This window comes from Streptomyces sp. NPDC059443, from assembly GCF_042750105.1.
Taxonomy (GTDB): Bacteria; Actinomycetota; Actinomycetes; order Streptomycetales; family Streptomycetaceae; genus Streptomyces.
The window spans coordinates 11,095-22,220 of sequence record NZ_JBHYVM010000059.1 but is presented as its reverse complement, the minus strand read 5'-3'; the positions used below and the strand labels follow the sequence as shown (position 1 = coordinate 22,220).

The 11,126-nt window shown below is 72.4% G+C and carries 11 protein-coding genes; 7 read left to right on the top strand and 4 right to left on the bottom strand.

From position 1 onward, the window contains the following. Window positions 1-143: 143 nt before the first annotated feature. Entirely contained in the window at window positions 144-356 is a 213-nt protein-coding gene (locus ACFXDJ_RS35095) for an acyl-CoA carboxylase epsilon subunit (RefSeq protein ID WP_384660146.1), read from the bottom strand. Between the two features lie 22 nt (window positions 357-378). After that, window positions 379-1,974, bottom strand: a complete 1,596-nt coding sequence (locus ACFXDJ_RS35090) for an acyl-CoA carboxylase subunit beta (protein ID WP_384660131.1) — start codon at window positions 1,972-1,974, stop codon at window positions 379-381. Window positions 1,975-2,266: 292 nt separating this feature from the next. On the opposite strand from ACFXDJ_RS35090, the gene ACFXDJ_RS35085 reads away from it, so the two are divergent. The 5 genes from ACFXDJ_RS35085 (at window position 2,267) to hutH (ending at window position 8,251) form a co-directional block, all read left to right on the top strand. Further along, the gene (locus tag ACFXDJ_RS35085; protein WP_384660134.1) at window positions 2,267-3,124 is read left to right on the top strand and encodes a biotin--[acetyl-CoA-carboxylase] ligase; all 858 of its coding nucleotides are present in this window, start codon (window positions 2,267-2,269) and stop codon (window positions 3,122-3,124) included. 145 nt (window positions 3,125-3,269) lie between these two features. Next, window positions 3,270-4,460, top strand: coding sequence for an adenylate/guanylate cyclase domain-containing protein (locus ACFXDJ_RS35080; protein WP_384660137.1), 1,191 nt, complete (start codon window positions 3,270-3,272; stop codon window positions 4,458-4,460). Window positions 4,461-4,528: 68 nt separating this feature from the next. Further along, window positions 4,529-5,311, top strand: coding sequence for an enoyl-CoA hydratase-related protein (locus ACFXDJ_RS35075; RefSeq protein ID WP_384660140.1), 783 nt, complete (start codon window positions 4,529-4,531; stop codon window positions 5,309-5,311). Window positions 5,312-5,432: 121 nt separating this feature from the next. Beyond that, window positions 5,433-6,551, top strand: a complete 1,119-nt coding sequence (locus ACFXDJ_RS35070; RefSeq protein WP_384660143.1) for a diguanylate cyclase domain-containing protein — start codon at window positions 5,433-5,435, stop codon at window positions 6,549-6,551. 158 nt (window positions 6,552-6,709) lie between these two features. Next, window positions 6,710-8,251, top strand: coding sequence for a histidine ammonia-lyase (hutH, locus tag ACFXDJ_RS35065; RefSeq protein WP_384660148.1), 1,542 nt, complete (start codon window positions 6,710-6,712; stop codon window positions 8,249-8,251). Window positions 8,252-8,372: 121 nt separating this feature from the next. On the opposite strand, the gene ACFXDJ_RS35060 is transcribed toward hutH, so the two are convergent. Next, a complete protein-coding gene (locus ACFXDJ_RS35060; RefSeq protein ID WP_384663995.1) occupies window positions 8,373-8,777 on the bottom strand; it encodes a DUF2809 domain-containing protein in 405 nt (134 codons plus the stop codon). 3 nt (window positions 8,778-8,780) lie between these two features. Beyond that, entirely contained in the window at window positions 8,781-9,086 is a 306-nt protein-coding gene (locus tag ACFXDJ_RS35055) for a hypothetical protein (protein ID WP_384663996.1), read from the bottom strand. A gap of 199 nt (window positions 9,087-9,285) precedes the next feature. On the opposite strand from ACFXDJ_RS35055, the gene ACFXDJ_RS35050 reads away from it, so the two are divergent. Together ACFXDJ_RS35050 and ACFXDJ_RS35045 are read left to right on the top strand one after the other, a co-directional pair. Further along, the gene (locus tag ACFXDJ_RS35050; RefSeq protein ID WP_384851244.1) at window positions 9,286-9,579 is read left to right on the top strand and encodes a hypothetical protein; all 294 of its coding nucleotides are present in this window, start codon (window positions 9,286-9,288) and stop codon (window positions 9,577-9,579) included. 112 nt (window positions 9,580-9,691) lie between these two features. After that, the gene (locus ACFXDJ_RS35045) at window positions 9,692-10,972 is read left to right on the top strand and encodes an Ig-like domain-containing protein (RefSeq protein WP_384664000.1); all 1,281 of its coding nucleotides are present in this window, start codon (window positions 9,692-9,694) and stop codon (window positions 10,970-10,972) included. Window positions 10,973-11,126: the final 154 nt, after the last annotated feature.

Below are 11,126 nucleotides of genomic sequence, written 5' to 3'. Positions count from 1 at the left end.
GCCCCGAGCGCGGCCGGCGGAGAGCCCTCGGCCGCGCGCGCCCCCCGCCCGTCGGGGGCGGGCGCGGCGGGGGGCCCCCCCCGCGGCCCCCCCCCCCCCCCCCCCCCACCGTCCGTTCATGCCATCTTCACGACCGGTCGGACTCAGCCCTGTCCGGGCCAGTACGTACGGGCCCACGCGCCCGGCCCCGGCTGCGGCAGCGTCCGCCGCGCCACCCGGCCCGGGGCCGCCCACGCATCGGCCGGCCCGCGCGCGCCCGACGGCACCGATGCCAGTGCCGCCGCGCGCGCTTGGACCACCGCCAGTGCGGCGGCCAGCTCCTCGGGGGTCGGGTTCCCCTTGACGACCTTGATCACCACAGGACTGCCCTCCTAGGGCCTAGAGGGGGATGTTGCCGTGCTTCTTCGGGGGCAGGGACTCCCGCTTGGTGCGCAGCTGCCGCAGCCCCTTCACCACGTGCGCCCGGGTCTCGGACGGCATGGTCACCGCGTCGATGTATCCGCGCTCGGCGGCCGTGTACGGGTTCAGCAGCGCGTCCTCGTACTCGGCGATGAGCCGCGCCCGCGTCTCCTCGGCGTTGCCCGCCTCCTCCGCTTCGGCGATCGCCCGGCGGTGCAGGATGTTGACCGCGCCCTGCGCGCCCATGACGGCGATCTGCGCGGTCGGCCAGGCGAGGTTCAGGTCGGCGCCCAGGTGCTTGGAGCCCATGACGTCGTAGGCGCCGCCGAAGGCCTTGCGGGTGATGACGGTGATCAGGGGGACGGTGGCCTCGGCGTACGCGTAGATCAGCTTGGCGCCGCGCCGGATGATTCCGTTGTACTCCTGGTCGGTGCCCGGCAGGAAGCCCGGTACGTCGACGAACGTCAGCACCGGGATGTTGAAGGCGTCGCAGGTCCGTACGAAGCGTGCGGCCTTCTCGGAGGCGTCGATGTCCAGGCAGCCGGCGAACTGCATCGGCTGGTTGGCGACGACCCCGACCGGGTGGCCCTCGACGCGGCCGAAGCCGGTGAGGATGTTCGGCGCGAACAGCGACTGCGTCTCCAGGAACTCGGCGTCGTCGAGCACGTGCTCGATCACCTTGTGCATGTCGTACGGCTGGTTCGCGCTGTCCGGGATCAGGACGTCGAGCTCGCGGTCGTACCCGGAGACCTCGGTGTCGGCCTCCTCGGGGAAGGCCGGGGGCTCGGAGAGGTTGTTCGAAGGCAGGTAGGAGAGGAGGGACTTCACGTACTCGACGGCGTCCTTCTCGTCACCCGCCATGTGGTGCGCCACGCCCGACGTGCTGTTGTGCGTGCGCGCCCCGCCCAGCTCCTCGAAGCCGACGTCCTCGCCGGTGACCGTCTTGATGACGTCGGGGCCGGTGATGAACATGTGCGAGGTCTGGTCGACCATCACGGTGAAGTCGGTGATGGCGGGGGAGTACACGGCTCCGCCGGCGCAGGGCCCGACGATCAGGCTGATCTGCGGGATCACGCCGGAGGCGTGCACGTTGCGGCGGAAGATCTCGCCGTACATGCCCAGCGCGCTGACGCCCTCCTGGATGCGGGCGCCGCCGGAGTCGTTGATCCCGACCAGCGGGCAGCCGGTCTTCAGCGCGAAGTCCATGACCTTCATGATCTTCTGGCCGTAGACCTCGCCGAGGGCCCCGCCGAAGACGGTGAAGTCCTGGGAGAACACGGCGACGGGCCGCCCGTCGACGGTGCCGTAGCCGGTGACGACCCCGTCCCCGTAGGGCCGGGTCTTCTCCAGCCCGAAGTTCGTCGAGCGGTGCCGGGCGAACTCGTCGAGCTCGACGAAGGACCCCTCGTCCAGCAGCAGGGCCACCCGCTCGCGCGCCGTCAGCTTCCCCTTGGCGTGCTGCTTCTCCACCGCCCGACCGGAACCGGCGTGGGTGGCTTCCTCGACGCGGCGCTGCAGATCCGCGATCTTCCCCGCGGTGGTGTGCATGTCGATCGGCTCTGACGGTTGTGACATCGGGGTCGCGGCTCCCTGCGTGGTGTCAACTGCCTGGCAATTCACTGACTACTACTGGCTACTGGTGCGTAGCGTATCGGCGGGCATGGCGCTCGGCAGTGCGGCGTTTGACACACCTGATCTGGGTTGCAGGCCCTCGCCGCCGCCCTTAGGGGGGTGTCCTCATTTCGCGCGCACCGGAACGTCCGTAACGGCTCCGCGGCCCGTGCGTCGGTAGGGTGATCACGGAGCTTGAATGACCGTGCCTCCTCCCCGGTCTGAAGGCCGGGGCCGCCATACGAGGGGAATCCTGATGCCATCAGACGCTTCTGCTTCCGCGGGCCGTTGGTCGAGCCTCGACCGGCCGCCGTTGAACGTCTCCGCGCTCCAACGGAGCCTCGTCACCGACGGAGGGCTGTGGACCTCGCTGGAGGTGGTGCCCGCCACCGGTTCGACCAACACCGATCTCGCCGCGCGGGCCGCGAAGCTGCCGGAGGGGGCCGTGCTGGTCGCCGAGGAGCAGACCGCCGGGCGGGGACGGCTCGACCGGACCTGGGTGGCGCCCGCGCGCTCGGGGCTGTTCTTCTCCGTACTGCTCAAGCCGGGGCCGGACGTGCCGCAGGAGCGGTGGGGGTGGCTGACGCTGCTGGCCGGGGTGGCCACCGCGACCGGGCTCTCGCGGGCCGCCGGGGTGGACACCGCTCTCAAATGGCCCAACGACCTGCTGGTCACCGTGGACGGCGAGGAGCGCAAGACCGGCGGGATCCTCGCCGAGCGGGTCGGCGACGGGGTCGTCGTCGGGATCGGGCTCAACGTGACGCTGACCGACGACGAGCTGCCGGTGGACACCGCCGGGTCGCTGCTGCTCGCCAAGGCCTCCGTCACCGACCGGGACCCGCTGCTCAAGGCCGTACTGCGCTCGCTGGAGCAGTGGTACGAGCGCTGGCGCGCGGCCGGCGGGGATCCGGCGGCCAGCGGGCTCCAGGAGACCTACGCGGCGGGCTGCGCCACCCTCGGCAAGCACGTGCGCGCCGAGCTGCCCGGCGGGCGCACCCTCACCGGGACGGCCGAAGCGGTGGACACGGACGGCAGGCTCGTCGTGCGGACGGCCGAGGGGCAGCACGAGGCCGTGGGAGCCGGGGACGTGGTCCACCTGCGGTCGGTCCGGTAGCCGGGCCGGGCACCGCGCCCGGGTCGGCGGAGTAACGGAGTAGGGGAGTGAGCTACGGCACACCTGCCGTATGGTTTAGGCGATCCCGGTCCTCGCGGTGATCAACCGGTTCGGCAGTGCGCACGGAATGGACAGGAGGCGGCCCTTGACCGTCGACGACCCGCGGTCCAGCGCGCCCGTCCCCGCAGCCGCCCCCGGAGCGGCGGCCGGCGGTGCGCCCGGTCAGGGCAGCCCGGCCACCCCGATCGGACGCGACCAGCACACTCCCCACCACGAGGTCGACCACACGGCGCAGCCGACGGCCGACCCGCTCGCCATCCGCCTGGAGCAGCTGATCCTGGGCGCCGAGCGCCGGTACACCCCGTTCCAGGCGGCCCGTAGCGCCGGGGTCTCGATGGAGCTCGCGTCCCGCTTCTGGCGGGCCATGGGCTTCGCGGACATCGGCCAGGCCAAGGCCCTGACGGAGGCCGACGTACTGGCGCTGCGCCGGCTCGCCGGCCTGGTCGAGGCCGGGCTGCTGAGCGAGCCGATGGCGGTGCAGGTGGCGCGGTCCACCGGGCAGACCACGGCCCGGCTCGCGGAGTGGCAGATCGACTCCTTCCTGGAGGGGCTGACCGAGCCGCCGGAGCCGGGGATGACCCGCACGGAGGTCACGTACCCGCTGGTCGAGCTGTTGCTGCCGGAGCTGGAGGAGTTCCTCGTCTACGTGTGGCGGCGCCAGCTGGCGGCCGCGACCGGGCGGGTCGTGCAGGTGGCGGACGACGAGGAGATGGTCGACCGGCGGCTCGCGGTGGGCTTCGCGGACCTGGTGGGCTTCACCCGCCTCACGCGGCGGCTGGAGGAGGAGGAGCTCGGCGAGCTGGTCGAGTCCTTCGAGACCACCTCGGCGGACCTGGTGGCCGCGCACGGCGGCCGGCTGATCAAGACCCTGGGCGACGAGGTGCTGTACTGCGCCGACGACGCGGCGACGGCGGCGGAGATCGCGCTGCGGCTGATCGAGACGATGGAAGCCGACCCGCAGATGCCGGAGCTGCGCGTGGGCATCGCCTTCGGGACCGTGACGACCCGGATGGGCGACGTCTTCGGGACCACGGTGAACCTGGCCTCGCGGCTGACCTCCATAGCCCCCAAGGACGCGGTCCTGGTGGACGGGGCGATGGCCGAGGAGCTCGGCCGCACGGGCGCGGCGCCGGTCTCGGAGAAGGAAGCCGAGACCGAGGAGGGCGGCGGCTCGTACCGCTTCGCGCTCCAGCCGATGTGGCAGCGGCCGGTGCGCGGGCTGGGCGTCGTGGAGCCCTGGTCGCTGACGCGGCGGAAGCCTAAGATCCCCGGATAACGTTCGTTAACCGGGAGGGCCGCCCTGTGTCTGCATCTGTGTCCGAGTCTGCGTCTGAATCCGCGTCCGTGTCCGAGTTCGTAGAGGTGCGCCGGCACGCGGACGGGGTCGCCGAGCTGGTCCTGGACCGGCCGAAGGCGATGAACGCGGTCTCCACGGCCATGGCGCGGGCCATCGGTGCGGCGTGCGCCGCGCTCGCGGCGGACGCCTCGGTACGGGTGGTCGTGCTCTCCTCGGCGGCCGAGCGGGCCTTCTGCGTCGGCGCCGACCTCAAGGAGCGCAACTCCCTCTCGGACGCCGAACTGGTGCGCCAGCGGCCGACCACGAGGGGCGCGTACGGGGGCGTGCTGGAGCTGCCGATGCCGACGATCGCGGCGGTCCACGGTTTCGCCCTGGGCGGCGGCTTCGAGCTGGCGCTGGCCTGCGACGTCATCGTGGCCGACGAGACGGCCGTGGTGGGCCTGCCTGAGGTGTCGGTCGGCGTGATCCCGGGCGGCGGCGGTACGCAGCTGCTGCCGCGGCGGGTGGGCGCGGCCAGGGCCGCCGAGCTGATCTTCACGGCCCGCCGGGTGGAGGCCGCGGAGGCGCTCGCCCTGGGGCTGGTGGACTCGGTGGTCCCGGCGGGCTCGGTGCGCGGGGCCGCGCTGGAGCTGGCCGGGCGGATGGCGGCGAACTCCCCGGTCGGTCTGCGGGCGGCGAAGCGGGCGCTGCGGCTCGGGCACGGGATGGACCTGACGGCCGGGCTGGAGATCGAGGACGCGGCGTGGCGCGCGGTGGCCTTCTCCGGGGACCGGGCGGAGGGCGTGGCGGCGTTCAACGAGAAGCGGAAGCCGGCCTGGCCGGGGGTGTGACCCCGCTCCTCACCGCCTGCGCCCCGTCGCCGCCCGCAGCCTCGTCACCACCCGTGATCTTGGCGGTACGGAATGTCGTGCCAATTGTCACTAAATCGGACAAACCCCCTAACCTGGGGTGATGGGTGTTGATGGACGGCTGCGAGCCGTCGTGGGCCTCGCGCAGGCCATGGCGGCCGCGTGCGCGCCGCGGGACAGTCTGCGGGCCGCGGCGCGGGGGGCGAGGCTGGCGATGGACGGCTCGTTCGCCGCGATCTCGGCGTGGGAGCGCGAGCGGGGGCGCCTGCGGGTCCTCGTGAACGAGGGTGAACGCCGGGCCGGGGAGGAGGAGTTCCCCGAGGACGAGTCGTACCCCGTCCACGATTTCCCCGAGATCACGGAGTTCCTGCACGAACGCTGGGCGGGCGGCGGCGGCCCCCACGCCTGGGTGGAGAGCGCGGTCGGCGACCGGCCCGGCAGCCGCGGCGAGGTGCTGCGCCGGCGCGGCCGGGGGACGTGCGTGGTCGCACCCATCGTGCTCAGCGGACGGGCCTGGGGGGAGCTGTACGTCGCGCGGGACGAAGGGCTGCCGGACTTCGACGAGGACGACGCGGAGTTCGCGACCGTCCTCGCGGCGGTGGTCGCGGCCGGGCTCGCGCAGAACGACCGGCTGGAGGAGGCCCGGCGGCTGGCCTTCACCGATCCGCTGACCGGGCTGGCCAACCGGCGGGCCGTGGACATGCGGCTGGACGAGGCGCTGGAGGAGCACCGTCGGAGCGGCGGGGCGGCCGTGGTCAGCCTGGTCGTCTGTGACCTGAACGGCCTCAAGAAGGTCAACGACACCCTCGGTCACGCCATGGGCGACCGGCTGCTCGAACGGTTCGGCTCCGTCCTCAGCCGGTGCGGGGCGATGCTCCCGGGCGCGCTCGTCGCCAGACTGGGCGGAGACGAGTTCTGCCTGGTCAGCGTGGGGCCGTCGGCGGACGAAGTGGTACGGGTCACCGAGGAGGTGTGCCTGCGGGCCGCCGAGCTGGAGCTCGGCGAGGGGGTCGCGTGCGGGGTCGCCTCCACCGGGGACCCGATCGGGCCGGTCAAGTCCTCGCGGCGGCTGTTCCGGCTGGCGGACGCGGCCCAGTACAAGGCGAAGGCGGCCCGCTCGCCGAAACCGGTGGTGGCGGGCCGCGACACGGCCGTCGTCCGCCTGGCCGACGCGGCGTCCGGGGGGCCGGGGGAGCGCCGCCGCTTCCGGGGCCGGGCGTAGGCGATCCCCGCCGCGCCGGGCCACCGCCGGGCCACCGCCGGACGGAGTCCGGCGCAGCGGTGCGAAGCCGGGGAGGCCCGCCAGGGCCGAGCCGTGCGAGGGGCGCGTGGAGAGGGGTGACATGAAGGGATTCAGTCCGTAGGGTGCTGAATATGGATATGCACACTGTCGTGGTGGGAACGTCCGGGACCACCGCCGAGGACGTGATCGCCGTCGCTCGGGGCAACGCCCGCGTCGAGCTTTCCGCCGAAGCCGTGGAAGCCCTCGGCCGCGCCCGCGAGATCGTGGACGCCCTCGCCGCCAAGCCCGAACCCGTCTACGGGGTGTCCACCGGTTTCGGGGCGCTCGCCTCCCGGCACATCAGCCCCGAACTGCGCGCGCAGCTCCAGCGCAACATCGTCCGTTCGCACGCCGCCGGCATGGGCCCGCGCGTCGAGCGGGAGGTCGTGCGCGCGCTGATGTTCCTGCGGCTGAAGACCGTCGCCTCCGGGCACACCGGCGTCCGGCCGTCCGTCGCGCAGACCATGGCCGACGTACTGAACGCCGGGATCACCCCGGTCGTCCACGAGTACGGGTCCCTGGGCTGCTCCGGAGACCTCGCCCCGCTCTCGCACTGCGCGCTGGCCCTGATGGGCGAGGGCGACGCCGAGGGTCCCGACGGGACCGTCCGGCCGGCCGGCGAACTGCTCGCCGAAGCCGGGATCACGCCCGTGGAGCTCCGCGAGAAGGAGGGCCTCGCCCTCCTCAACGGCACCGACGGCATGCTCGGCATGCTGTGCATGGCCCTCGCCGACCTCGGCAAGCTGTTCACCTCCGCCGACATCACCGCCGCCCTGACCATGGAGGCGCTGCTCGGCACGGACAAGGTCCTCCAGCCCGAGCTGCACGCGATCCGCCCGCACCCGGGCCAGGGCGCCTCCGCCGCCAACATGGCCGCCGTCCTCAAGGGCTCCGGGCTCATCGGGCACTTCCAGGAGGAGTCCGCCCCGCGCGTCCAGGACGCCTACTCGGTGCGCTGCGCCCCGCAGGTGGCCGGCGCGGGCCGCGACACCATGGCGCACGCCGCCCTCGTCGCCTCCCGCGAGCTGGCCGCCGCCGTGGACAACCCGGTGGTCCTGCCCGACGGCCGGGTGGAGTCGAACGGCAACTTCCACGGCGCCCCGGTCGCGTACGTCCTGGACTTCCTGGCCATCGCCGCCGCCGACCTCGGCTCCATCGCCGAGCGCCGCACCGACCGCCTCCTCGACAAGAACCGCAGCCACGGCCTGCCGCCGTTCCTCGCGGACGACGCCGGCGTGGACTCCGGGCTGATGATCGCCCAGTACACGCAGGCCGCCCTGGTCAGCGAGATGAAGCGGCTCGCGGTCCCGGCCTCCGCCGACTCGATCCCCTCCTCCGCCATGCAGGAGGACCACGTCTCCATGGGGTGGTCGGCCGCGCGCAAGCTCCGTACCGCCGTCGACAACCTGACCCGGATCATCGCGATCGAGATGTACGCGGCCACCCGCGCCATCGAGCTGCGCCACGGGCTCACCCCGGCGCCGGCCAGCCGGGCCGCCATCGCGGCCGCGCGCGCGGCGGGCGTGGAGGGTCCCGGGCCGGACCGGTTCCTCGCCCCCGACCTGGCCGCCTCGGACGCGTTCGTCCGCTCGGGCGGGCTGGTGGACGCCGTGGAGTCCGTGACGGGCCCGCTGGCCTGAGGCAGGCGTAACGCGCAACGCGCAGGGAAACGGGCCGCGCCCGGGGTGAGGACCCCGGGCGCGGCCCGTTCCCGTACGCGGGCGGGTGCGTACGTACGCGTAGGTACAGCTCCGCGCGGGCTCAGGCCGCCCGGTCGCCGGAGTGGCGCCGCGCCCGCCGCAGCGCGGTGTGGACGAGGCAGCCCGCTCCGGCGCCGACCGCGTACCAGAACAGGTCGGGCGCGTTGAAGGTGGAACCGAGCACGAGCCGGGCGAGCGTGCTGTGCCGGGAGAGCTCCGCCGGCACCGGGCCGAGCTGGAGGAATTCGACCGCCCAACTGACGGCCAGCGCGATCGCGGCGGCCCTCACGGGCGGGATGCGCGGCGCGGCCGCGACGACGAGGGTGAGCAGCAGGACGGTGTACAGCGCGTCGCCGCCGTACTTGGCCACGTCCCCGGCCGCCACGGTCCTGAGCCCCAACCCCGCGCCGATGGTCAGCCCGGCGGCCGCCACCGCCGCCGTGCGGGTGCGCGTGTGCCTGCGCACCGCCTAGAACGCGCGCGAGCGGCGCACCGAGAAGGTCACGGAGGCGGCCCCGAGCCCCAGGCAGAGCGTGCCGCCCAGCAGGTACGGGGTGGTGTCGACACCGCCGGTGTCGGCGAGTGCGAGGGAGTCGTCGGCTGCCGAGAGCGCCGAGACGGCCTCGGCCCGGACCTGCGCGCTCGCCGAGGCGGGTGCTCCGGCCGCGCCGCTCGCGTGTCCCGGTGCGGTGGCGTTGGCCGAGGGGACGAACCAGAGGGCGGCGAGGAGGGTGGTCGCCCCGAGGGCGGTGAGCGTCGATCGTCGTGCGGACACGGTGCGATCCCCCTTGTGGCAGCAGCGAATTGGCCGTGTGGAGTGATGCTACATCCGTACTGCACCGGAGTTCGGTCCGCTGGAGAAGGCCCGTGGGGGATCGGGCGGGTCGTGGGAAACCCGCGGCTGCGCCGGGATTACTCTCCGTCGTATGACCTCTTCTGAGACATCACGATACGTACGGCTTCGGGTGGATTTGGTGCTGGAGGTGCCGGATCTGGACGCGTTGACCGGGGCCGCCCTCGCGCACATCAAGGCCGACGAGTTCATGCCGGACGAGGAGCGCGGTCACGCCGAGGCGGCGGTCCGGGAGGACGAATCGGAGGCTTTGGCCTACTTGGTGGACCCGACCGGCCTGGTCGCCGACATCCCCGGGGTGGAGCTGGCGCAGGCCTCCTGGAGCAGCGAGCCCGTCGAATACGACCCCGAGTCCATGGAGTGGGACCTGGACGAGGAAGATGGAGACCTCGACGAAGAGGCTGACAACGCCTGACGGTGGGGTTGACCACATTCGAACGGAATGTGGATCCGATCCGGGGCGTTAACGCGTTGTCAGGAAGGAGGCAGGGGGGTCATTCCCCCCTGTCCGGGGAGTTCCTGCAACGATGGAGTGGCGTGTGAGGACGGACAGCAAGCGTCGGAGAAGGTCCCTGGTGGCCGTATCCGCCGTACTCGGTGGCGTACTGGTGCTCGCGGGATGCAACGACGCGGGCAGCGGCGGTGGGGCGGACGCGCCGAAGGCCAACGGGGAGGCGTCGGCCAAGGCCGATGTCGACGCGGCGGCGGCCAAGGACACCTCCAAGGCCCGAATAACGATCACTCCCAAGGACGGCGCCACCAACGTCGGCCTGAACGACGCGGCCAACGTCACCGTCGCCGACGGCACGCTCACCGCCGTCGAGCTGAAGACCTCCGAGGGCACGGCGGTGGCGGGCAAGATAGCCGCCGACGGCAAGAGCTGGAAGCCGGACGCGGCGCTGAAGCGCTCGACCAAGTACGCGCTGTCGGCCTCCGCGAAGGACGAGGCGGGCCGCGAGGCGCACGAGAACGCCTCCTTCACCACCATTTCCCCGGAGAACAGCTTCGTCGGCTCGTTCGTCCCGGACGAGGGCGAGACCGTCGGCGTGGGCATGCCGGTCTCGATCACCTTCAACAAGCCCATCAAGGACAAGAAGGTCGTCCAGGCGGGCATCACGGTCACCTCCAGCAGCGGTCAGGAGGTCGTCGGCCACTGGTTCAGCACGCAGCGGCTGGACTTCCGCCCGGACAAGTACTGGACGGCGAACTCCACCGTCACGCTGAAGCTGGCGCTGGACGGGGTCCAGGGCGCCCCCGGCGTCCAGGGCGTGCAGAACAAGACCGTCACCTTCAAGATCGGCCGGAGCCAGGTCTCCACGGTCGACGCGAAGACGAAGAAGATGACGGTCGTACGGGACGGCGCGGTCCTCAAGACCATCCCGATCTCGGCGGGCTCCCCGGCGAACCCGACGTACAACGGCCAGATGGTGATCTCCGAGAAGTTCAAGGAGACCCGGATGAACGGCGCCACCGTCGGCTTCACGGACGGCGACGGCAAGGGCGAGTACGACATCAAGGACGTGCCGCACGCGATGCGCCTGTCGAACTCCGGCACCTTCGTCCACGGCAACTACTGGGGATCGGACTCGATCTTCGGCAGCGTCAACACCAGCCACGGCTGTGTCGGCCTGAACGACGCCAAGGGTGCCAACGACCCGGACCAGCCGGCGGCCTGGTTCTACGACAACTCCCTCATCGGAGACGTGGTCACGGTCGTCAACTCCCCGGACAAGACCATCACTCCGGACAACGGCCTCAACGGCTGGAACATGAGCTGGGCGGACTGGAAGGCCGGCTCGGCCGTCTGACGTGCCGACAGGCAGACTGATTCGGTAGAGGGCCGAACTCGGTAGAAGAGCGAACTCCGCACCGGACGGGGGGGGGGGGGCCCCACCGGGGGGCGCGCGCCCCCGGGGTTGGGGGTAGGTTTAACTATGTTAACAGCACCAAGCCCGCGCCCGC